Source organism: Rathayibacter sp. VKM Ac-2929 (assembly GCF_022815495.1).
Classification (GTDB): domain Bacteria; phylum Actinomycetota; class Actinomycetes; order Actinomycetales; family Microbacteriaceae; genus Rathayibacter; species Rathayibacter festucae.
The window spans coordinates 43,554-66,601 of record NZ_JALGRV010000001.1; the positions used below are offsets into that span (position 1 = coordinate 43,554).

Consider the following 23,048-nt stretch of genomic DNA (forward strand, 5'->3'; position numbering starts at 1 on the left):
GGATACGCCCTCTGCGAGGGCTACTCGATCAGCACGGCTCTGCCGGCCCGGCATCCTAGGGCGGCGCCTCCTCCGTGCCGGTCGAGGAGCGGCGCAGCCGCGTATCGAGACCCGGCGCCCCGGCGCCGCTACAGTGACCGGCATGACCAACTCGCGCGTCCTCGCTCCGGAGCCTCCCGCCGACGGCTCGAAGCCGAAGGGACCCGCGTCGTACTTCCCGAGCATCGAGACCACCTACGGCCGTCCGATCCAGGAGTGGCTAGACCTGGTGGACGAGCGGCTCGACTCCGAGACGCACATGCAGGTCGTCGCGTGGCTGAAGACCGCGCACGGCCTCGGCCACGGGCACGCGAACGCCCTCGTCGCCTACGTCAAGGCGGCCCGCGCCTGACCGTGGCCCCGTCTGCACCCGATCCGGCTGCTGCTCTGCCGCCGAAGTCGCGCACAACATCAGCTGAGACGGGGGTCCCTCCTCTGACAGGGGAGGCCCTGTGCTCTCAGCTGATGTTGTGCGCCGGAGGAGGTGCCGTCGCCGGTGAGAGGTCCTCGAACGGCCGAGGCGTCCCGTGCAACGGGCGACCTCGGCTCCTCGGAGACGTCTCGCGGACGGCCCAGCACGGGCCGGTCAGCGGCCGGCGCGGCCGAACTCGAGGAGCTTCGCGAAGAGGTCCTCGAGGAGCCAGCGGGTGTCGAAGGACTCGCAGACGCGGATCGGGTGCGGGCCGACGCCGGGCTGGAGGTCGCCGGTGGCGGTGAAGCGCGGGGCGGGGACGGCGCGCCAGCGGCCGCCGGCGGGGTTCATCACGGCGCCGATCGCGGGGCTGTCGCCGAGGGAGCGGAAGTCGAGCGGGCCGTAGGGGATCGTCGCGTTGAAGGCGATCAGCTGGTCGACGAGGTAGTCGCCGAGCGGGCTCGTGCCGCCCAGCCGCGTGCGCAGCTCGGCGTGGCCGACGCCGACCATCGTGTAGACGGGCATCGGGATCTGCCAGACGGCGACTCCGGAGGCGAGCACGGCGTTCGCGGCGGCGACGTCGTTGATCAGGTTGAACTCCGGGTGGTACGCGGCGATCCCCTCGTAGGGCGGGCCGCCCACCCAGACCACGACGACGTCGCGCTCGGCGATCGACGGCTCCGCCAGCAGCGCCGCGGCGACGTCGGTGAGCGGGCCGAGCACGGCGATCCACAGCCGGCCCTCGCCGTGCAGCGCCTCCTCGACGATCACGCGCGAGCCCTCGGACGCCACGGACTCCGCGGAACCGCCGGCGACCAGCGCCGCGGACGCCCCGTCCACGACCCGCACGTCGGCCCCCGCGAGGGCGACCACGCGATCGATCTCCGCGCGCGACTCCCGCAGGCTGCCGGGCCGGCCGAAGTGCGCGGCCACGAGCGCCCGGACGTCGAGCGTCGCGCTCAGCAGCGCCTGCACGATCGCGAACTGGTCGTCGGCCTCGTTCGCGGCATCGGTGCTGACGATCAGCCGGTGCGGTGCCGGCCCGACACTCACGCCGACTCCCGCTGCACGAGCGTCGTCGCGAGGATCGGCTGCCGGTCGACCTCGCGGCCCGCCACCACGGCCACCACGGTCTCCGCGGCGACGCGCCCCATGTCCTCGAGCGGCTGGCGGATGGTGGTCAGCGTCGGATCCGAGGTGGTCGCGATGACCACGTCGTCGAAGCCCACGACCGAGATGTCGGCGGGCACGCGCCGGCCGGACGCCTGCAGCACGCGGATCGCGCCGTTGGCCATCAGGTCGGAGGAGGCGAAGACGCCGTCGAGGTCGGGGTGGCGCTGCAGGAGCCGCGCCATCGCGGCCGAGCCGCTCTCGAGAGTGAACTCGCCGTGCACGATCGGGCTGTGGTCCAGCCCCAGCTCGGTCAGCTCGTCGCGCCAGCCGCGGATGCGGTCGCGGGCCGGCTCCATGTCGTGCGGGCCGGCGATGATGCCGAGCCGGCGCCGGCCGGAGTCGGCGAGCGCGCGGGCGGCGAGCCGGCCGCCGCCGTAGTTGTCGGAGTCGATCACGATGGCGTCCTCGGCCAGCGCGACGCGCGGCCGGCCGACCCAGGCGATCGGCACGGGGGAGTCGGCGAGCGCCTGCGCGAGGTGCGTGATCTCGTGCTGCAGGATCACGATCGCTCCGTCGACCGCGCGCGAGCGGAGGAACTTGGGGATGCGGTCGCCGTCGTCGTGGTCCGCGGGCAGCAGCACCGGCTGCACCTCGGCGGCGTAGAGCCCCTTCGCGGCGCCCTTGAGCACCGAGGTGAAGAAGGTGCCGGTGAGGCTGTCGAGCTCGTTGAAGGCGACGATCAGCGCGATCGCGCCGGAGCGGCCGCCGCGCAGCATCCGCGCGGCGCTGTTGGCCTCGTAGCCGAGCTGCTTCGCGGCGTGCTCGACGGCGGCCGACATGCGGACGTCGACGTTCGTGCCGCCCGCGAGAACCCGGGCGGCGGTGGCGCGGGACACGCCCGCGGCCCGTGCGACGTCCACGAGCGTGGGTCGGGTCATGGCTGCATCCTTCTGAACGAGGAGGGGAGCCGGCCGGGGCGCCGGATGCTCGATCTCCAGAGTCCCACGGGGACGCCTCCCCCGGGGCCGTGGCGGTCCGATTTGCGAAACTTCTTACAGATACTAGGGGAGATCGATATCTCACGCTGCGGTAACGACTCCGAGATCGCGCTTGCACGAGGGGGAAAGGCCAGCTACCTTGGCGTCCAAGAGATCGTTCTCTTGCTCCCGGTCTCCTCCAGCGAGACCCCCCGCGAATCCCCGACGAAGAGGAACAATCGTGAAAAGAAGACTGACGGCCGTGGCCGCAGCAGCCGCCGCCGTGGCCCTCGCCCTCACCGGATGCTCGTCCGGAAGCGGTGGCGGCGCGTCCGACGACCCGAACGCCGAGGCGACCTTCTGGTCCTTCACCGGCATCAACGCCAAGGACAGCGTCGACGAGTACCTCGCCAAGATGCCCGACGCGAAGATCAAGCTCTCCGAGGTCGGCAGCACCACCGAGACCGCCACCGCCCTCACCGCGGCGCTGGCCGGCGGCAAGGTGCCCGACCTGGTCATGATCCAGAACGACGACCTGCCCCAGTTCGTCGCCAACAGCTCGAACTTCCTCGACCTGCGCACCCTCGGCGGCGACGACGTCGCCTCCGCCTACCTCCCGTGGGCCGCCTCCGCGGCGACCGCCGACGACGGCTCCGTCGTGGGCGTGCCCACCGACGTCGGCGGACTCGGCTTCGCCTACCGCGCCGACCTCTTCGAGGCCGCCGGTCTGCCGACCGACCCGGCCGAGGTCGCCGAGATGTGGAAGGACTGGCCGTCCTTCATCGCCATGGGCGAGAAGTACACCGAGGCGACCGGCAAGCCGTTCGTCGACAACATCGAGACCAGCGTCTTCTTCTCGACCGTCAACCAGGTCTCCGAGAAGTACTACTCGCCCGACGGCGAGCTCGTCTACGACACCAACCCGCAGGTGAAGGACGCGTTCCAGGTCGCCGTGGACGCCAAGGACGCCGGCATCAGCGCCGGCATCGCCGCCTGGTCCTCGGGCTGGGCTCCCGGCCGCGCCAACGGCGCCTTCGCCGTGACCATCGCGCCGTCGTGGATCCTCGCCGGAATCAAGACCGACGCCCCCGACACCGCGGGCAACTGGCGCGTCACGAGCGTCCCCGGCGTCGGCGGCAACTGGGGCGGCAGCGTCATCGCCATCCCGGCCCGCGCCGAGCACCCCGAGGCCGCCTGGCAGTACATCAAGACGATGATGTCCGCCGAGGGCCAGACCGATCACTTCGCGGCCTCGGGCACCCTGCCCGCCGCCACCGAGGCGGTCGCGAGCGACGAGGTCCGCAACTACACCGACCCGTTCTTCGGCGACTCGAAGATCGGCGAGGTCATGGCCACCTCGGTCGAGCAGTTCCCCTCCTTCTACAACGGTCCCGACACGACGCCGATCAACGGCGCCCTGCTGAACACCCTCGTCGAGCTGGAGGCGGGCAACGTCACCTCCGACAAGGCGTGGACGACGGCCCTCGACACGGCCAAGCAGGCCATCGGCGGCTGATCGCCCCACCCACCCGAGCGGCCCGGCGCCTCGCGCGCCGGGCCGCCCCTTCGACGGAGGTAACCCACGTGTCAACGGCGACAGCCATACGTCCCCCCAGGCAGCGCAAGCAGCCCAGTGTTCCGGTCCAGAAGGCCGCGAAGATCCGCAACTCCCTCTCGGAGCGGATCGCCCCCTACGCGTACGTCATGCCCTTCTTCCTCATCTTCATCGTGTTCGGGCTCTTCCCGCTGCTCTTCACGTTCTACGTCTCGCTCTTCGACTGGAACCCGATCGGCGAGCAGACCTTCGTCGGACTCGCGAACTTCCAGCAGCTCTTCGCGGACAGCCGGTTCTGGAACGCCCTGGTCAACACCTTCGGCATCTTCATCATCTCGACGGTGCCGCAGCTGCTCTTCGCGCTCTTCCTGGCGCACCTGCTCAACCACGCGCGACTGCGCTGGGCGAACTTCTGGCGCATGGCGCTGCTGGTGCCCTACATCACCTCCGTCGCGGCGACCGCGATCGTCTTCGCGCAGATCTTCGACAAGAACTTCGGCCTGATCAACTGGTTCCTCGGCGTCTTCGGACTGCCCTCGATCAACTTCCTGGCCACCAACTACGGCTCCTGGATCGTCATCTCGACGATGGTCTTCTGGCGCTGGTTCGGCTACAACACGCTCCTGTACCTGGCGGGGCTCCAGTCGCTGCCGCGCGAGATGTTCGAGGCCGCCTCGGTCGACGGCGCCTCCAGCTGGCAGCAGTTCCGCCACCTCACCATCCCGGCGCTGCGCCCGATCATCGTCTTCACCGTGATCATGTCGACCATCGGCGGTCTGCAGATCTTCACGGAGGCGCTCCTGGTGGCTCCCGAATCGGGCCTCACCTGCGGCGCCGGCCGGCAGTGCCAGACGCTCGCGCTGTTCCTCTACGAGCAGGGCTTCGGCCAGTTCAAGTTCGGCTACGGCTCCGCCATCGGCGTCGTGCTGTTCGTGATCGTCGTGGTCGTCTCGCTGATCAACTTCTACCTGTCCACCCGCACCCGGAAGGCGGCCGTCTGATGTCCGATGTGATCGATCAGGCCCTCCCGCAGGCCCGGGCCGTCGCCACGGGCGACACCCCGAAGGTACTGCCGAAGCGCCGCGGCAAGGGCGGCGGGGTCGGCTGGCCGACGTACGTCTTCCTCGTCGTCGCCGTGCTCGTCTCGGTGTTCCCCCTCTACTACATGTTCGTCATCGCGTCGGTCGGAGCGACCGCCGTCACGTCGATCCCGCCGCGCCTGTACCCGGGCACGAACTTCTTCGCCATCGCGGAGAAGGTGTTCGACACCGTCCCGTTCATCGCGTCGCTGTTCAACTCGCTGATCGTGTCGCTGAGCATCGCGGTCCTCTCCGCGATCCTCTGCGCGATGGCCGGCTTCGCCTTCGCGAAGCTGCAGTTCCCGGGCCGCAACGTGCTGTTCCTGATCGTGCTGCTCACCATGACGGTGCCGGCGCAGCTGAGCATCATCCCGCAGTACCTGATCGTCTCGGCCCTCGACTGGGTCGACACCCTCCAGGCGATCATCGTCCCGGGTCTGGCCAGCGCCTTCGGCATCTTCTGGATGCGCCAGCACATGTCGACCACGGTCAGCGACGAGCTGATCCAGGCGGCCCGCATCGACGGCGCCAACTCCTGGCAGCTGTTCTGGCGCATCGCCTTCCCGGTGGTCCGCCCGGCGGCGTTCGTGCTCGGGCTGATCACGTTCACCGCGGTCTGGAACGACTTCATGTGGCCGTTCATCGTGCTGAAGTCGCCGGAGCTGTTCACGGTGCAGATCGCACTGAAGCAGCTGCAGGCCAACCGCTCGATCGACGTCGCGCTGGCGATGGGCGGGTCGTTCATGGCCACGCTGCCGCTGCTGATCGCGTTCTTCTTCGTCGGCCGCCGCATGGTGTCCGGGATCATGGACGGAGCGTTCAAGGGCTGATGCACGACGCCTCCACCACTCTCGTCCCCTCCGACCGCACCGACGAGACCGGGGATCGGAGCGGTGGTCGCGACTGGCGGGACCGCTCCCTCTCCGCGAGCGAGCGGGCCCGCCTCCTCACCGCCGAGCTCACGCTCGAGGAGAAGGCGGCCCAGCTCGGCTCCGTCTGGCTCACCGACTCCGCCGACGACTTCGCCCCGAAGCTCGAGGGCGGCCCCGAGACCGCGGCCGACCCGTTCGACGGCGGCCTCGGCCAGCTCACCCGCGTCTTCGGCACCGAGCCCGTCTCGGTGCCGGAGGGCGTGCGCCGGCTCCGCGAGCTGCAGGAGCGGGTCGTCGGCTCGCAGCGCCTGGGCATCCCGGCGATCGCGCACGAGGAGTGCCTGACCGGGCTCGCCGCGTACGGCGCGACCGCCTTCCCCACGCCGCTCGCCTGGGCGGCCACCTTCGACGAGGACCTCGTCGGCGAGATGGCGGAGGCGATCGGCTCCGACATGCGCGCCCTCGGCATCCACCAGGGGCTCGCGCCCGTGGTCGACGTCGTGAAGGACTACCGCTGGGGCCGCGTCGAGGAGACCCTCGGCGAGGACCCGTACCTGGTCTCGCAGCTCGGCACCGCGTACGTCGCCGGGCTCGAGTCGGCGGGGATCATCGCGACGCTCAAGCACTTCGCCGGCTACGCGGCCTCCCGCGGTGCCCGCAACCACGCTCCCGTGAGCATGGGGCCGCGCGAGATCGCGGACACCGTGCTGCCGCCGTTCGAGGCCGCGCTGCGGCACGGCGGCGCGCGCAGCGTGATGACCTCGTACACCGACATCGACGGCGTGCCCAGCAGCGCGAGCCGGCACCTGCTCACCACGATCCTGCGGGAGAAGTGGGGCTTCGAGGGGACGGTCGTGGCCGACTACTGGGCCGTGCCGTTCCTCCAGGCGATGCACCACGTCGCGGTCGACACCGCCGACGCGGGGCGGCTGGCGATCCGGGCCGGCGTGGACGTCGAGCTGCCGCAGACCGCGGCGTACGGCGAGCTGCCGCGCCTCATCCGCGAGGGCGTCGTCGACGAGCGCGACCTCGACCGCTCGGTCGAGCGCCACCTCCGGCACAAGTTCGAGGCCGGGCTACTCGACGGCGGGCCGCTCGTCCCCGAGGGCGCCGAGTCGGTGGACCTCGACAGCGCGCGCAACCGGGCCATCTCGCTCCGGATCGCGGAGGAGTCGGTCGTGCTGCTGCGCGACGACGACGTCCGCGGACTGCTCGCCTCCGGCACCGTGGCGGTGGTCGGCCCCGCGGCGGACCAGTTCCGCAGCCTGGTCGGCTGCTACGCCTTCCCGAACCACGTGCTCTCCAAGCACCCGGGGCACGACCTCGGGATCGAGATCCCGACCGTGCTGAGCGCCCTGCGTACGGAGCTCGGCGAGGAGCGGGTGCGCTTCGCGGCCGGCGGGTCGATCACCTCCGCGGACACCTCCTCGATCGCCGAGGCCGTCGCGACGGCGCGCTCGAGCGACGCGGCCGTGGTCGTCGTCGGCGACGTGGCCGGGCTGTTCGGCGACGGCACCTCGGGGGAGGGCTGCGACGCCGCCGACCTGCGGCTGCCGGGCGCTCAGGACGAGCTGGTCGCGTCGGTGCTCGCGACCGGCGTGCCGACCGTGCTCGTCGTGCTCTCGGGCCGGCCCTACGCGCTCGGCGCCTACGGAGCGGCGCGCGGTGTCGTGCAGGCGTTCTTCCCCGGGGCGGACGGGGCGGCCGCGGTCGCCGGCGTGCTCTCAGGGCGGGTCTCGCCGACCGGGCGCCTGCCCGTGCAGATCCCGCGGCTCCCGTCGGCGTCGACGACGTACCTGCAGCCGTCGCTCGGGCTCTCGAACCCCGGGATCACCGCGCTCGACAACACGCCGCTGCACCCGTTCGGCTTCGGGCTCACCCGGGGCGCGATCACGTACGAGGCGCTGTCGGCGCCCTCGGTGCTGGCGGTGGACGGGGCGCTCGACGCCGCGGTCACCCTCCGCAACAGCGGCGAGGACACCGTCGAGGTCGTGCAGCTGTACGCCGCCTACCCGACCTCGCCCGTCGTGCGGCCGGCCGCGCAGCTGCTCGGCTACGCGCGCGTGCCGATCGCCGCGGGGGAGTCGCTCACCGTGCACTTCCACGTCGAGGCGGCGCGGCTCGCGGCGACCGGCGAGGACGGCGCGCTCAGCGTGGACCCGGGCCCGTTGCGCCTGATCGCCGGCCCGTCGGCCGCCGACGCCGCGCAGACCGCCGACGTAGCACTGACCGGCGAGCGCCGCGTGCTCGCCGAGCGCGCCCTCCGCACCCCCTGGTCGGTGACCCGCGGCTGACCCGCCACCCTGGAGACGCCGGATCTCGATACGCGCCCTGCGGTCGCTACTCGATCAGCATGGGGCGGAGCGCCCACTTCATGCTGGTCCGGCATCGCGGAGCAACGTCCTTTCATGCTGGTCGAGTAGCCCCGAAGGGGCGTATCGAGACCCACCCTCCTGGCGACGCCGGATCTCGATACGCGCCCTGCGGGCGCTACTCGATCAGCATGGGGCGGCTCCGCAAGGGGCCTGCGCCCGCCGCCCCGCGCGCCTACCGTGAACAGCAGCACCCCCGGCGCGAGGACGCGCGCGGGGCCGGACTTCTCGAGGAGAGACATGCCTGCACTGACCGACACCTTCACCCTGTCCAACGGGGTCGAGATCCCCAAGATCGGCTTCGGCACCTGGCAGATCGAGGACGGCACCGACGCCTACGACGCGGTGACCACGGCGCTCGAGGCCGGCTACCGCCACATCGACACCGCCCGCGGCTACGGCAACGAGGCGAGCGTCGGCCGGGCCCTGCGCGACAGCGGGATCCCGCGCGACGAGGTCTTCATCACCACGAAGCTGCCCGCCGAGGTCAAGGACCACGCCGGCGCGAAGGACAGCTTCGAGACCACGATGGCGGCGCTCGAGCTCGAGCACGTCGACCTGTACCTGATCCACGCGCCGTGGCCGTGGTCGGACATGGGCTCCGACCACCGCGACGGCAACATCGCCGCCTGGAAGGCGATGGAGGAGATCTACGACTCCGGCCGCGCCCGCGCCATCGGCGTCTCCAACTTCTCGGTCGACGACCTGGAGTCGCTGATCGCCGCGACGGACGTGAAGCCGCACGCCAACCAGATCCGCTGGTTCGTCGGCAACACCCAGGACGAGACGACCGACTACTGCCGCACCAACGGCATCCTCGTCGAGGGCTACTCGCCGCTGGCGACCGGCGGCCTGCTGGAGAACTCCGACCTCGCCGACATCGCGAAGGCGAACGGCGTCTCGGTGGCGCAGCTCTGCATCCGCTACCTCCTCGAGAAGGACGTCCTGCCCCTGCCGAAGTCGACCACCCCCGAGCGCATTCGCGAGAACGCCCAGGTCGACTTCGACCTCTCCGCCGACGACGTCGCCCGCCTCGACGCCCTCACCGACACGGAGTCCTGACCCGCCCCCAGAACTCAGAAGTTGCGGTAGTCGCGCCCGACTACCGCGACTTCTGCGCACTGGCGGCGGCGGGGCGGGCGCGGCGGGTCAGGCGAAGCGGAGCAGGTGCGCGCCGTGGGGCTCGAGGGTCAGGGCGACCGCGCCGTCGACGACCGGGAGGGGCTCGCCCGTCCAGGCGTCGACGGGGGTGCCGGTGCAGCCGAGGTCGGCGAGGTGCGCGGAGTACTCGCGCGGGGCGTCGCCGAGCCAGAAGACGCCGCGCCACTGGACGTCGCCCTGCCAGGCGCTCCAGACGACGAGGTCGCCGTCGCGGACGATCTCGCGGCTGCCCTCGCTGGACAGCAGGGCCAGCACGTCGTCGTTCGTCAGCAGCGCCAGCGTCTCGGGCGGGGTGTCCGGGAGGTGCCCGCCCATCATCAGCGGCGAGCGCAGCAGGCACCAGAGCGTCACGAGCGTCCGCTGCTCGGCGGGGGTGAACCGCGAGAGGCGGTCCTCGCCCACGTGCGCCCGCACGCCGATCCGGCCCAGCGGCAGCATGTCGGCGTCGGCCCACGCGCCCGGCCGCTGGTGCGGCGCCCAGCGCGCGGCGCGCTGGAACTGCTCCTGCAGGTGCCCCCAGTCGTCCCAGAAGTCGTCCGAGATCCGCCACATCTGCGCGGTGTCGCGGAGCAGGTCCAGGTTCTCCAGCGAGAGCTGCTTGCCGGGCGAGAGGCTCAGCACCATCGGCCGGCCGGTCGCGTCGATCGCGCGGGAGAGCGCGGCGATCTCGTCGGTCTGGATCGGCGGGTAGAGCACGTCGTCGAGCTTGACGAAGTCGACGCCCCACGACGCCAGCTGCGCCATCACCGAGTCGTAGTACTGCTGCGCGCCCGGCACCGTCATGTCCACGCCGAAGTTGTCCGGGTTCCACGGGCAGACGTTCCCGCGGTCGGCGATGTCGGCGCAGGTCGCGTCGGAGCCGAGCACCGGCAGCCCGAGCTCGGCGGCCCGGCGGGGCACGCCGCGCATCAGGTGCACGCCGAAGCGCAGCCCGAGGGCGTGCACGCGCGCGGCCAGCGCGGTGAAGCCTCCGGTCGCCGCGGAGGGGAAGCGCCCCACCGCGGGCTGCGGCCGGCCCCAGTCGTCCAGGACCGGCTCCGACACCTCCTGGTAGTCGCTCGTGCCGGGGTCCGGCTCGTACCACTGGATGTCGACGACGACCGTGTCCCAGCCGTGCGGCAGCAGGTGCTCGGCGAGGTACTCGGCGTTCGCCAGCACCTCGTCCTCGGTGACGGAGGAGCCGAAGCAGTCCCAGCTGTTCCAGCCCATCGGCGGGCGGCGGGCGGCCTCGGTGCGTGCGGCGGCAGTGCTCATGGCGGTCACGCGTCCGACCCTGCCACGAGGGCCCCGGCCAGCTCCAGCGACACCGTCGCGAAGGAGTGCGGCGGCAGCGTCACCCGCAGCCCCGTCGCCGTGGTCTCCAGCCCCTCGAGCGCGACCGGGCTGACCGCGTCGGCGTCGCCCGGCCGGTTGTGCGCCTGGGGCGAGTCGGCGGTGAGGAGCCGCCCCGTCGCTCCGGTCACGGAACCGCCGCGGAAGGACAGCTCGATCTCCAGCGGCTCGTCGAGGTCGACGTTGGTCATCGAGACCAGCACGCGCCCGTTCTTCACCGAGGCGGAGGCGGAGGCCAGCGCGATCTCGCGCCCGTCGACCGCGTGGGTCGGCCCGGCGACCGTGGTCGGCAGCACCGTCGCGTCCTGGTGCCCCTTGTTCATCTCGAACACGTGGTACGTCGGCGTCCGCACCATCTCGCCGCCGTCGGGGTCGGTCAGCAGCATCGCCTGCAGCACGTTGACGGTCTGCGCGATGTTCGCCATCGAGAGCCGGTCGGCGAAGGCGTGGAAGACGTCGAAGTGGATCCCCGCGACCATCGCGTCGCGGATGGTGTTCTGCTGGAAGAGGAAGCCCGGGTGCGTGCCCGGCTCGACGTCCCACCAGGTGCCCCACTCGTCGAGCACCATCCCGTACTTCTTCTCGGGGTCGTGCACGTCCATCACGGCGGCGTGCGAGCGCAGCAGCTCCTCGATGCCCTGCGCGGCGACGATCGTGCTCCAGTAGGTGTCCGCGTCGAAGTCGGTGGCGCTGCCCTTCGCGTGCCAGCTGCCGCCGATCGTGTAGTAGTGCACCGAGACCGACTCCCACGGCACGGAGGAGAAGGGGTGCCCCTCGATCTCGGGGATCACCTCCATCAGCGTCTGCGTCCAGTGCGTGTCCGCACCGTCGGCGCCGGCCGCGATGCGGTGCAGCGGCACGTCGTTGCCGCTCTGCACGAAGGTGCCGAACTGGCGGGCGAGGTCGGCGTAGGCGCCGGCGCGCATGTTGCCGCCGCAGCCCCAGGTCTCGTTGCCCAGGCCCCAGTAGCGGACGGTCCACGGCTCCTCGCGGCCGTGCGAGCGGCGGAGGTCAGCCATCGGCGACTTGCCGGAGCCGGTGAGGTACTCGACCCAGTCGGCCATCTCCTGCACGGTGCCGGAGCCGATGTTGCCGGAGATGTAGGCGTCGGCGCCGAGCAGCTCGCAGAGCGCCATGAACTCGTGGGTGCCGAAGGAGTTGTCCTCGGCGACGCCGCCCCACTGGGTGTTGATCAGGCCGGGGCGCTCCTCGCGCGGGCCGATGCCGTTGGTCCAGTGGTAGCGGTCGGCGAAGCAGCCGCCCGGCCAGCGGAGGTTGGGGATGTCGAGGGCGCGCAGGGCCTCGACGACGTCCAGGCGGATCCCGCCGGCGTTCGGGACGGGCGAGTCCTCGCCGACCCAGAAGCCGTCGTAGATGCAGCGGCCGAGGTGCTCGGCGAAGTGGCCGTAGACGTGCTTGCTGATGGTGGCGCCGGGCCGGTCGAGGTCGACGGTGACGGTGGTGTTCACGGGGTGCTCCAGGGTGGTGGCGGGCGAGTCGGCAGTGGTCGGGGCGGCGGCGCTCACGCGTCGACGCGGACGAGCCGCAGGACGATCGCGCGGTCGGCGTGGAAGGTCGGCAGGTCCAGGCCCGCCTCGCCCAGCAGGCTCCCCGAGTAGGCGGGGGCCGGGGCGTCGGAGTCGAGCGGCACGGTCGCCTCCAGCCAGCGCGGGCTCTGCCAGGGCGGGCCGAGCGAGCCGGGGCGCGCGGCCTCGACGCGGTAGCGGGCGAGCGGGTCCAGGCCCGGGAGGCGGACGCGGCGGCGCGAGTCCGCCGTCAGGGCGGGTGTGACCAGCGTGTAGAGCGCCTCGGAGCCGTCGGTCGCGACGACGCCGCGCAGCGACGGCGCGTCGGGGTCGGAGTCGCCGCTCCCGACGACCCGTCCGGACGCGATGAGCCCGCGGTGCTCGCGGTACGCCGCGATCCAGCCGGCCAGCACCGGCTCCTCCTCGGCGTCCAGCTCGCGGAGGTCCCACTCGATGCCGAAGTGGCCGAGGAAGGCGATCGCGCAGCGGGTGTGCAGGTCGCTGGTGCGCCCGGTGACGGAGTTGACCGGCGAGGCGACGTGCGAGCCGAGCATCTCCGGCGGCACGAGCAGCCCGGTCCAGCGCAGCATCCGCGAGCGGTCCAGCGGGTCCTGGTTGTCGGAGGTGTGCACGCGGTCGGTGCGCTCGAGGATCCCGAGGTCGACGCGGCCGCCGCCGGAGGCGCAGCTCTCGATCTCGAGCTCCGGGTGCCGCTCGCGCAGCTCGTCGATCAGCCGGTAGAGCGCGAGCGTCTGCTCGTGCACGGCGGCGGTGCCGGTGGCGGGGTGGCCGGCGTCGATCAGATCGCGGTTGTGATCCCACTTCAGGTACGCGACGCCGAGGTCGGCGACCAGCCCGTCGAGCACGCCGAGGATGTGCGCGAACGCGTCCGGATTCGTCAGGTCGAGCACCTGCTGGAACCGGAAGCGCGGCGGCAGCTCCTCACGGGCGCGCAGGATCCAGTCGGGGTGCGCGCGGGCGAGGTCGGAGTCCTCGTTGATCATCTCGGGCTCGACCCAGAGGCCGAACTCCATGCCCCGGCCGCGGACGTGCTCGGCGAGGGGGAGGAGGCCGTCCGGCCAGGAGACGGGGTCGGGCGTCCAGTCGCCGAGGCCCGCGCGGTCGTCGCTGCGGCCGAGGAACCAGCCGTCGTCGAGCACGTAGCGCTCGACACCCAGGGCGGCGGCGCGGTCGGCCAGCTCGGCGAGGGTCGCGAAGTCCTGCTCGAAGTAGACCGCCTCCCAGACGTTGAGGGTGACCGGGCGCGGGCGGAGCGAGGAGCGCGAGACACCGCGGAGGTAGGCGTGGAAGCGGGCGGCAGCGGCGTCGAGGCCGTGGCCGAAGCTGCCGGAGATCCAGGGGGAGGAGTAGCTCTCGCCGCTCGCGAGGCGGACCTCGCCGGGGAGGAGCAGCTCGCCGCCGCGGAAGGCGAGCCAGCCGTCGCCGCGCTCCACGGCGTGCTCGTGGTTGCCGCCGATGCCGACGTGGCAGAGCCAGACCTTGCCGTCGGCCGCGTCGAAGCCGGGGGTGCCGATCGCGACGACGGTCGTCGCGTCCAGGCCTGTGCGGCCGCGCCGGGAGGAGCGCGAGTGGCTGCCGGTGACGACGGGGTGGCGCTGCGGGATCTTCTCGGTGCCCCAGCGGCCGGAGAAGTCCAGGATCTCGCGGGCCTCGGTGGGGATCCGCAGGGCGGGGTCGGCGCCGATCACCTCGAGGTGCCCGGTGCCGTCGTTGCGGACGGAGACGCGGGTCCGGAGCAGCCCCGCGGGCGAGAGAACGATCTCCAGTACGACCCCGATTTGGGCCTGCGCGTCGTGCGCCTCGACGGTGACGGCGGCGCTCCCGGGCTGCACGACGGCGCCCTCCGCGAGGGCCTCGCCGGCCACCGAGACGGCGTCCACGGTGAGCCGCGGCGACCAGCCGGCGCCCTCGCGGTGCACCCGGAGGCCGGGCAGTCCGGCCCAGCCGAAGGAGTGCTCGGGGAGGATCCCGGGCTCGTAGGGCACGTCGGAACGGCCGTCCATCCCCGTCCTCTCGGGGGTTCTTGCGAAACCGGCGAGGTCGTCGTCGCTCGCGTCGATCCGCGGACCCCAGTGCAGCAGGACGGGCAGGTCACCTCCCGACTGAGTGAGGAGGGCGGACACGTCATCGGCGACGAGATGGATCACTCTCGGGGATTGCATGATGACATTCCTACCGTCGATCCTGGTCTGAGTACAGTGAGAGATCGATCTCGACCACCGGCGATCCCGTCGCCGTCCCGCTCACTGCAGATCCACCCCGCTTCGATCCACCCACCCCGACCACTCACCGCCGAGGAGCATCCATGCCGCTGACCCACCCGGCCCCGCACGAGTCCCGCCTGGAGCGCGGGGTGCTCGACGCCCGGCGGCGGCTCAACCGCGACTACCTGCTCTCGCTGACCGACGAGGGGCTGCTGCAGAACTTCCGCATCGAGGCCGGGATCGGCGACCAGGGCTGGCACCTGCACCCGTCCCAGGAGTCGCGCGAGGCCCGCGGTCTCGACCGGCACTGGGGCTGGGAGACACCCGGCTCGCAGCTGCGCGGCCACTTCCTCGGCCACTGGCTCTCCGCCGCGGCCCGCGAGGTCGCGGTCACCGGCGACCCGCTGCTCCGCGTCCGGATCGACTCCGTGCTCGACGGCCTCGAGCGCTGCCAGGAGGAGAACGGCGGCGGCTGGATCTGGGCGATCCCGCGCGGCTACCTCGACCGCCTGGCGACCGGCCGCCCGATCTGGGCGCCGCAGTACGCGATGCACAAGCTGCTGATGGGCCTGGTCGACCTGCACCTCGACCTCGGCGACGAGCGGGCGCTGCGGATGGCGCGGGCGGCGACGACCCCGCTGCTGGAGTGGGTCCGCGGCTTCGACGACGACGCGTTCCAGGAGATCCTCGAGGTCGAGACCGGCGGCATGCTCGAGGTCTGGGCCGACCTCCTCGCGATCACCGGCGACCCCGTCTACGCGGAGCTGCTCGAGCGCTACGACCGCCGCTCGCTCTTCGAGGGCCTGCTCGCGGGCCGCGACGTGCTCACCAACATGCACGCCAACACCACGATCCCCGAGGTGCTCGGCGCCGCCCGCGCCTACGAGGTCACCGGCGACGAGCGCTGGCGGCGGATCGTCGAGGCCTACTGGGAGCAGGCGGTCGTCCACCGCGGCACCTTCTGCACCGGCGGTCAGACCTCGGGCGAGATCTGGACGCCGCCGTTCGAGTTCGCCGCCCGCCGCGGTGAGAAGACGCAGGAGCACTGCACGGTCTACAACATGATCCGGCTGGCCGACGTGCTGCTCCGCTGGACCGGCGACCTCGCCTACGCCGACTACATCGAGCGGAACCTCTGGAACGGCCTGCTCGCCCAGCAGAACCCGAGGACCGGGATGGTCGCCTACTTCCTCCCTCTGGAGGGCGGCGCCCGCAAGGACTGGGGCAGCCCGACCGAGGACTTCTGGTGCTGCCACGGCACGCTGGTGCAGGCGCACACCCGCCACTCCGGTCTCGTCTTCTACCGAGGCGGCGACGCCGAGCTGACGATCGCGCAGCACGTCGACGCGAGCGTCCGCGTGGCGACCGCCGCGGGCGAGGCGGCCGTGCGGGTCGAGGTGCTCGACAACGCCGGCTACGTGGGGCCGGACGCGAACGCGGGGGCCGCGGGCGACGCGCACCGGCCCTCCGCCTCGCGGATCCGCATCGAGGTGGAATCGGCGGAGGGGGTCGCGCTGCAGGTGCGGATCCGGGTGCCGGAGTGGACCGTCGGCGAGCCGGGCGTCGCGGGCGACACCGAGCGGGTCCAGCGCCTCGACGGCGAGCTCCTGCTGACGCACCCCGGCGGCCGCACCGGCGTCGACCTCGCCTTCGGCACCGAGATCCGCGCCGTGCCGATCCCGGACGAGCCCGGCACCGTCGCGTTCGTCGAGGGGCCGGTCGTGCTGGCCGGCCTCGTCGACCGCGAGGTGAGCCTCCGCGGCCGCCTCGAGGACGCCCCCGCGCTGCTCGCCCCCGACAACGAGCGGCAGTGGACCCAGTGGCTCCGCGGCTACCGCACCCTCGGCCAGCCTGCCGCGATCCGCTTCCGGCCTCTGCACGAGGTCGTCGACGAAGCCTTCTCGCTCTACTTCCCGGTCTCGGCCGGGAGCTGATGGACAGGACCCCCTCCGTGACCTGCGCTCCGCGCTCATGACCGCCTCCGCCACCACCGCCTCCGCCACCCGGGCGATGCCCCGCGGCCGGCTGCTGCTGCCGATCTTCGCGATGCTGGTCGGCTTCGGGCCGCTCACCATCGACCTGGTGCTGCCCTTCCTGCCGACGCTCCAGGACGACCTCGGCGTCTCGGTCGCGACCGCCCAGCTGGTCGTCACCGGCGCGACCTTCGGCTTCGCCGCCGGTCAGTTGATCTCGGGTCCGCTCAGCGACGCGGTCGGCCGCAAGTGGCCGCTCGGCGTCTCGGCCGCGCTGCACATCGCGGCGAGCCTCGTCGCGGCGATGACCTCGGACACCGCGGTGCTGCTCTCGGCCCGCTTCGTCCAGGGCGCCGCCTGCACCGCGGCCGGCGTGGTCGTCACCGCGATCGTCCGCGACCTCTACAGCGGCAAGCGGCTCGTGACGATGCTCGCGAACCTCGCCGTGATCGTCTCGGTCTTCCCGATCCTGGTCCCCTCCGTCGGCGCGCAGCTGACCAAGGTGATCGACTGGCGCGGCTCCTTCCTCGCGGTCGCCGCCTGGGGGGCGCTCGCCACCGTGATCGCGCTGCTGGTGCTGCCCGAGACGCTGCCCCGCGAGCGGCGGCACCAGGGCGGACTCGGCCCGTCGCTGCGGAACTCGTTCGGGATGCTGAGGCGGCCGCGGGTGCTGGCGCTCGCCGCCGCGTCCGCCGCGGGCTGGTCGGTCGGCTTCGCCTACCTGGCGACCGCGCCGTTCCTCTACACCAACGTCTACGCGGTCGGGCCGGACCTCTACGGGCTGCTGTTCCTGGTCACCTCGCTCGTGACGATCGCGGTCGGGCAGACGACCGGCCGAGTGATCGTGCCGCGGTTCGGGCCGCGCTTCGCGATGTTCGCGTCCGCGATCGTCACGGGCCTCGGCGCCGTCGTGGTCGCGGTGCTCGCCCTCACCGGGACGCAGCCGCTGCTCGTCGTCGTCGGCGCGCTCACCTTCGCGCTCGCGGGCCGCTCGCTCGGCTTCGCGCCGGTGCAGTACCTCTCGCTCCAGGGCCCGTCGAGCGAGGCGGGCAGCGTCACCGCGATCCTCGGCACGGTCAGCTTCACCGCGGCCGGCCTGGTGATGCCGGTGATGGGCGCGTGGGCCGAGATCTCGCTGATCCCGTTCGCGATCCTCCTGCTCGTCGCGGCGCTCGTGGAGGGCGGAGTCGCGCTGCTGTTCCGGCCGGGCTCGCGGCGCTTCGATCCGGGCGCGCGGCGGCTCGAGGACGAGCCGGGGCCGGCGGAGTCGACCAGCCCCGCGGACGAGAAGCACTGACATGACCCTCCAGGAAGGAACCACCGTGGAACTCCGCTCCGGCGACTACACCCTGCGCGCCCGCGCGGGCGGCCTCGAGGTGCTCGCGGGCGAGCACGTCCTGTACGCGAACGACCGCCCGCTGCGCGTCACGGTGAAGACCGTCACCGCGATCAGCGAGTACTCCGGCGCGCCCTACGACGACGTCTCGATCGCGGACGGCGCGCTCACCGCCACCGGCACGATCACCGCGCGCTCGGGCTCGTCGTTCGCCGTCACCGACGTCTGGCGCGTCACGGGCGCGGGCTTCTCCGTGCACCGCGAGGTCGAGGTGCTCGCGGCCGGCGGCGACCTCGGCTTCTCGACGGCCATCTCGCTCGGGCTGACCGGGTCCGCCGACCTGCGCGACTACGAGTGCTTCGCGCCCGGCGCCTGGTACCGCGACAACGCCTTCGGCCCGGCCGACGCGATGGGCCGCGACCCCGGCAGCGAGTACTTCTGGCGCACCGAGACCCACTACGCGCTGCCGCTGTTCGCCGCGCAGAGCCTCGCCACCGGGGAGACCGTGGCGCTCTCGCGCTGGGCGGCCGATGTCACGCTGCCGCGCCTGGACGTGGTCCGCTCGGAGAACTTCACCGACCCGGAGTGCACCGTCGGCTCGATCGGCCTGAGCCGGCCGCAGGGCACCACGCTGAACTACCTGTACTACGGCTTCGGCGTCCGGACGCCGCTCGACGTGGCGCCCGTCGGCCTGTCGATCGACTACGTCTACCCCGGGGCCGACGGCGAGCGCCCGGTCGACAACCCCTACTCCGGGCTCGACTACGACGCGGCTCCGAAGTCGCTGCAGCGGGTCAACCACCCGGTCGAGGTCGGCTTCCGCCAGCGCTATGCCGTGGCCGTCGACCTCGGCCGCCACGACGACTTCGCGACGATGATGCGCGCCACGTGGCGCAGCGCCTACGCGCGCCTCCGCGACGACCTGTTCGAGGTCGACAACGAGCGGCACTTCCACCACGGCATGGCGATCCTGCAGCGGCTCACCCGCCGCTACGGCGACTCCTGGGGCCTGCCGTTCGCCTGCCAGCTGCCGGACCTCGACGTCTCGAGCGTCTCGTTCCAGTTCGGCTTCGTCGGCCAGCAGCCCGGCATCGGCTACCAGCTGCTGCGCTACGGCGACCGCGAGGGCGTGCCCGAGGCGTTCGAGCAGGGGGTCGGCATCGTCGACTTCTGGGCGCGGACGGCCCTGCCCGAGTCGGGCCCGCCGCGGATGTGCTTCAACCCCTCGCTCGGCGGCTTCGAGCCGTATCCGCACTACCTGCGGATGCTCGCCGACGGCGTCGAGGCGATCCTCGACGCCTACCTGCACGTGCGCGGCCTCGGCGACGAGCGGCCGCTCTGGCTCGAGTTCTGCCGGCGGACCGCCGACTGGCTGCTCGAGGTGCAGGACGCCGACGGCAGCTTCCACCGCGCCTACAACGCCGACGGCTCGGTGCGGATGGACTCGCGCTCGAACACCCCGAGCGTCATCCGCTTCCTCGTGCAGCTGCACCTGGTGACGGGGGAGGCGCGCTACCGCGAGTCCGCCGTGCGCGCCGGCGAGTGGTCGTTCGCGAACATCCACCGCACCCTGGAGTACCGCGGCGGCACCTGCGACAACGCCGACATCCAGGACAAGGAGGCCGGCATCTACGGCCTGTTCGGCTTCCTCGCGCTCTACGACCTGACCGAGGAGCACCGCTGGCTGGAGGGCGCCGTCCGCGCCGCCGACTACACCGAGACCTGGACCTACGCCTGGTCCTTCCCGGTGGTCGCACCCTGGCCGCAGCATCCGTTCAACCGGTACTCGATCAGCGGCCAGAGCATCATCACCCTCGGCGGCGGGGCGGACGTGTACATGGCGGCCTGCTCGTACAGCTACTACCGGCTGTCCCTGATCACCGGCGACGACCACTACCGCGACGTCGCCGAGTTCCTGCACCGCAACACCCGCCAGTCGACCGACGTCGACGGCAGCATCGGCTACGCGATGCCCGGCCTCGGCCACGAGAGCGGCGACTTCGCGAGCCAGACCCTGCGCAGCCACCACCACTGGCTGCCCTGGTGCACCTTCGTCGAGGTCGACCCGTCCTCGCGCCTGCGCGACACCTTCGGCGTCTACGAGATCGCCGACGCCCAGCGCCTGCCCCCGGCCGAGCTGGCGGCCCGCAACCGCATCTACGACCGCTACGGGCGGCGGGGCGCCTGACGGCGGGCGGCGGCCGGCAGGCACGTCCGGCTCGCGGAATCACGTTCGGCTCGCTGGATCCGCCAGTTCTCACGTGCCGGGGCGTGTTCTGCGTGCCGGACGTCATCCCGGCTGAACTCCGGCTCGACCTTCGGCTCGCGGTTCCGCGTCCGGCTCGTTGGATCCGCCTGTTTCGGCGTGCCGAGGCGTGTTCCGCGTGCCGGAGGTTCCCCCGGTGGACCTTCGACTCGCGGTTCTGCGTCCGGCTCGCCGGATCCGCCAGTTCCTGCGTGCCCAAGCATGTTCCACGTGCCGGAGGTCACTCCGGCGGACCTCCGGGGGACCTCCGGCTCGCGGTTCCGCGTCCGGCTCGCCGGATCCGCCCGGTTCAGCGTGCCCAGGCGCGTTCCGCGAGCCGGAGGTCACCGCCGCAGCCTCAGTCGCGCCACTCCACGTCCACGCGCACCGGCTCCGCACCGATCGGCAGCCCACCCGACACCTCGCGCCCGTCGACCCGCAGCACCGCGTCGCGGAGCGTCCGCAGCCGCGTCCCGCCCGCCGGTGCCAGCCACTCCGCGCCCGGCACCCGGCGCACCGTCAGCGACGCGCGCCCCGGCGACCACTCCAGCCGGTCCACCACGAGCCCGCCGCGCGCCCGCAGCCCCGTCACCGCACCGCGCGCCCACACCGACGGCAGCGCCGGGAGCACCGTCAGCGACTCGTCGTCCGACCCGAGCAGCATCGCCGCGACCAGTCCCGGCAGCCCGCCGCTCGCGTCGAGGTTGAAGATGCGCCCCGCGTCGTGCCGGGTCGTCAGCGTCGGCGACCAGTGCTCGACCGCGAGCCACTCCGCGCAGGTCAGTGCCGACTCCGCATCTCCGAGCGCCGCGGCCGCCGTGCCGACCTGCACCAGCCCGAACGCCATCTCCATCCGCCCCGGGGGAGCGGTGGGCGCCTCGGCCCGCCACGCGATCTTCGCCGCCACCGCCGCCGCCGCAGCCGCCCGCAGCCGCACGGCAGCCGCACCGTCCCCCTCGAACGCCGCATCGCCCCCGTACCAGAGCGGGTACAGCTGCGAGGCGTGCCGGTGCGCGATCTCCTCCGAGAACCGCGGATCGATCCACTCCGCGAGCGTGCCGTCCTCCGCCACGCGGTACTCCGGCAGCTCGGCGACCACGCGCGCCCAGCGCTCGTCGAGCGAGTCGTCGCCGCGGGCCCGTCCGAGCAGCGCGGTCGCCCGGGCGGCGTCGCGCAGCACCGCGACGTCGATCGTCGCGTCGACGGCCAGCGGCGAGCGCGCCCCGCCCGGCGTGTTCTCGGGTGAGTAGGAGGGCACGATCCGCCGGACCCCGTCGACCACGGTCGTCCCGGTCTCGGCGAAGCGGAGCACGCCCTCCGCCAGCTCCCACAGCCGGTCGTCCACGATCCCCCGGTCGCCCGTCGCGGCCACGGCGTCGGCGGCGAGGCGCAGCACCCAGCCGCCGCAGCCGGTCCAGAACAGGTGCGGGTAGCTCGCCGCGAAGTGGTCCGCGCGGCCGTGCGTCGACATCCGCGACGGCAGGAGCATCCCCTCCGCCCCGTAGACGAGGCGCGCGTTCTCGCGGTAGTCGTCGAGGTGCGGCAGCACCAGCTCCAGGATCGACAGCGCCAGCTCGGGCGTGCCGGTCGGGATCATCCCCGCCATCGCTCCGTTCTGCACGTTGCCGTTGAGCGTGTAGTCGGCGGACCAGGCCGGCCGCCAGGTCCCCTGCCAGACGCCCTGCAGCGTCGGCGGCAGCTCGCCCGTCGACGCGACGATGTTCGCCCGGCCGCTGAGGTACGCGAGCTCGACGACGCGGCGGCGCGCGCCCTCGTCGCCGGCGCGGGCCTCGTCCCAGAGGTCCTCGGTGAGCACGGCGGAGGAGGCGCCGGCCAGGTCGAGCGCGGAGGCACCGACGAGGCGGCCGTGGCCGTCGCGCTGCGCCGCGCGCAGGTCGGTCCACGACAGATCGTCCGCCACCGGCTCCTCGCCCGAGAGCGAGAGGTCGAGGCGGAGGAGCCGCGCCGCCCCGGCCGCGACCGGCGCGACGGAGCGGGTGACGCCTCCGTCGACCTGCCACGGTGTCCCGGTGCCGGCGGTCACGACCGCGCGGACGCGCTCGCCCCCGGTCTCCGCGCTGCCGGTCCCGGCCAGGGCGATGAGCCGCCCGACCGGCCCGCCCTCGACGCTCGCGTCGACGACGGCCGACGCGTCCGGCACCCCCGTATCGAACGACGTCGCGTCGCCCGCGCCCAGCCCGAGCGCGACGACGCTCTCGCCGTCGCGGTCGGACTCCACGCACAGCCGGACGCTCTCGCCGCCGTGCGGGGCGAGCAGCCGCACCGCGTGCCGCCCGCCGTCGAGGTCGGTCCACTCGACCGCGACCTCGCCCAGCAGCGGGTCGATCAGGCGGCGGCTCGACGCGACGCCGCCGGCCGTGCGGATCGAGACGGTCGCGCAGATCCCGAGCGGATCGGTCCAGATCAGTCCCCCGTCGTAGCCGCTGGAGCGCGCGCCGCGCGTCAGCGCCTCGCTCGCCGCCTCGGCGTCGCCGGCCAGCAGGGCGCCGCGCAGCTCCTCGCGCACTCCGGCGAGATCGGGTGCGGCGGGCCGCGCGTTGACGGGCAGGAAGTACCGCTCGTGCGCCAGGGACACGGTGAGCGCGTCGGCCGGCCCGTGGACGACGGCGCCGACGCGGCCGCTGCCGACGATCAGCCCCTCCTCCCAGGTGGGAGCGGCGGTGGCGGTGACGAGGAGGTCGGTGCGCGACGATGCGCTGTCGATCGAGGAGATGATCGGTTCCTTTCGGGCTCGAGGGAGCGCCTGATATGTTGCCTGGAACTTCAAATTACCTCTCCCGGTGCGACGGCGCACGGGAGTCGAGAGTAAG

At 72.7% G+C, this 23,048-nt stretch carries 15 protein-coding genes; 9 read left to right on the forward strand and 6 right to left on the reverse strand.

What is annotated here, in order from left to right; translation table 11 throughout:
• Positions 1-142: 142 nt before the first annotated feature.
• Positions 143-391 (forward strand): DUF4287 domain-containing protein, encoded by a 249-nt coding sequence (locus MT355_RS00205; RefSeq protein ID WP_243598093.1) that lies wholly within the window; start codon positions 143-145, stop codon positions 389-391.
• 234 nt (positions 392-625) lie between these two features.
• On the opposite strand, the gene MT355_RS00210 is transcribed toward MT355_RS00205, so the two are convergent.
• Positions 626-1,504, reverse strand: coding sequence for a nucleoside hydrolase (locus tag MT355_RS00210; RefSeq protein WP_243598094.1), 879 nt, complete (start codon positions 1,502-1,504; stop codon positions 626-628).
• Complete coding sequence (locus tag MT355_RS00215; protein WP_123446870.1) at positions 1,501-2,502, reverse strand: LacI family DNA-binding transcriptional regulator; 1,002 nt, start codon at positions 2,500-2,502, stop codon at positions 1,501-1,503. The genes MT355_RS00210 and MT355_RS00215 overlap by 4 nt, the downstream gene beginning before the upstream one ends.
• 301 nt (positions 2,503-2,803) lie before the next feature.
• Here MT355_RS00215 and MT355_RS00220 point away from each other — a divergent pair, with 301 nt between their 5' ends.
• From MT355_RS00220 to MT355_RS00240, 5 genes are all read left to right on the forward strand, one after another.
• On the forward strand, positions 2,804-4,057 hold the full coding sequence (locus MT355_RS00220) for an ABC transporter substrate-binding protein (RefSeq protein WP_123446869.1): 1,254 nt from the start codon (positions 2,804-2,806) through the stop codon (positions 4,055-4,057).
• Between the two features lie 188 nt (positions 4,058-4,245).
• Positions 4,246-5,097 carry a carbohydrate ABC transporter permease gene (locus MT355_RS00225; RefSeq protein WP_243598095.1) on the forward strand — a complete coding sequence of 284 codons (852 nt, stop codon included), beginning with the start codon at positions 4,246-4,248 and terminating at the stop codon, positions 5,095-5,097.
• Positions 5,097-6,005 (forward strand): carbohydrate ABC transporter permease, encoded by a 909-nt coding sequence (locus MT355_RS00230; protein WP_123706487.1) that lies wholly within the window; start codon positions 5,097-5,099, stop codon positions 6,003-6,005. Before MT355_RS00225 ends, MT355_RS00230 begins: the two co-directional genes overlap by 1 nt.
• Complete coding sequence (locus MT355_RS00235; RefSeq protein WP_243598096.1) at positions 6,005-8,341, forward strand: glycoside hydrolase family 3 N-terminal domain-containing protein; 2,337 nt, start codon at positions 6,005-6,007, stop codon at positions 8,339-8,341. Before MT355_RS00230 ends, MT355_RS00235 begins: the two co-directional genes overlap by 1 nt.
• Before the next feature lie 318 nt (positions 8,342-8,659).
• Entirely contained in the window at positions 8,660-9,481 is an 822-nt protein-coding gene (locus MT355_RS00240) for an aldo/keto reductase (protein ID WP_243598097.1), read from the forward strand.
• Between the two features lie 87 nt (positions 9,482-9,568).
• Here MT355_RS00240 and MT355_RS00245 read toward each other — a convergent pair whose 3' ends face one another.
• The 3 genes from MT355_RS00245 to MT355_RS00255 are packed head-to-tail and all read right to left on the reverse strand — an operon-like array spanning position 9,569 to position 14,621.
• Positions 9,569-10,834: an alpha-galactosidase gene (locus MT355_RS00245; protein WP_243598685.1), complete on the reverse strand. Its 1,266-nt coding sequence runs from the start codon at positions 10,832-10,834 to the stop codon at positions 9,569-9,571.
• Between the two features lie 5 nt (positions 10,835-10,839).
• Positions 10,840-12,438 carry an alpha-N-arabinofuranosidase gene (locus MT355_RS00250; RefSeq protein ID WP_374204624.1) on the reverse strand — a complete coding sequence of 533 codons (1,599 nt, stop codon included), beginning with the start codon at positions 12,436-12,438 and terminating at the stop codon, positions 10,840-10,842.
• Positions 12,435-14,621: an alpha-galactosidase gene (locus MT355_RS00255; RefSeq protein ID WP_243598098.1), complete on the reverse strand. Its 2,187-nt coding sequence runs from the start codon at positions 14,619-14,621 to the stop codon at positions 12,435-12,437. The genes MT355_RS00250 and MT355_RS00255 overlap by 4 nt, the downstream gene beginning before the upstream one ends.
• A gap of 143 nt (positions 14,622-14,764) precedes the next feature.
• Between MT355_RS00255 and MT355_RS00260 the strand changes: the two genes are divergently transcribed.
• The 3 genes from MT355_RS00260 to MT355_RS00270 are packed head-to-tail and all read left to right on the forward strand — an operon-like array spanning position 14,765 to position 20,160.
• Complete coding sequence (locus MT355_RS00260) at positions 14,765-16,597, forward strand: beta-L-arabinofuranosidase domain-containing protein (RefSeq protein WP_243598099.1); 1,833 nt, start codon at positions 14,765-14,767, stop codon at positions 16,595-16,597.
• Positions 16,598-16,634: 37 nt separating this feature from the next.
• Positions 16,635-17,933, forward strand: a complete 1,299-nt coding sequence (locus tag MT355_RS00265) for a multidrug effflux MFS transporter (RefSeq protein WP_123446863.1) — start codon at positions 16,635-16,637, stop codon at positions 17,931-17,933.
• Position 17,934: 1 nt separating this feature from the next.
• Positions 17,935-20,160, forward strand: coding sequence for a hypothetical protein (locus MT355_RS00270; RefSeq protein WP_243598100.1), 2,226 nt, complete (start codon positions 17,935-17,937; stop codon positions 20,158-20,160).
• 415 nt (positions 20,161-20,575) lie between these two features.
• Here the strand turns inward: MT355_RS00270 and MT355_RS00275 are convergent, their stop codons facing one another.
• The gene (locus MT355_RS00275; RefSeq protein WP_243598101.1) at positions 20,576-23,032 is read right to left on the reverse strand and encodes a glycoside hydrolase family 95-like protein; all 2,457 of its coding nucleotides are present in this window, start codon (positions 23,030-23,032) and stop codon (positions 20,576-20,578) included.
• Positions 23,033-23,048 lie beyond the last annotated feature (16 nt).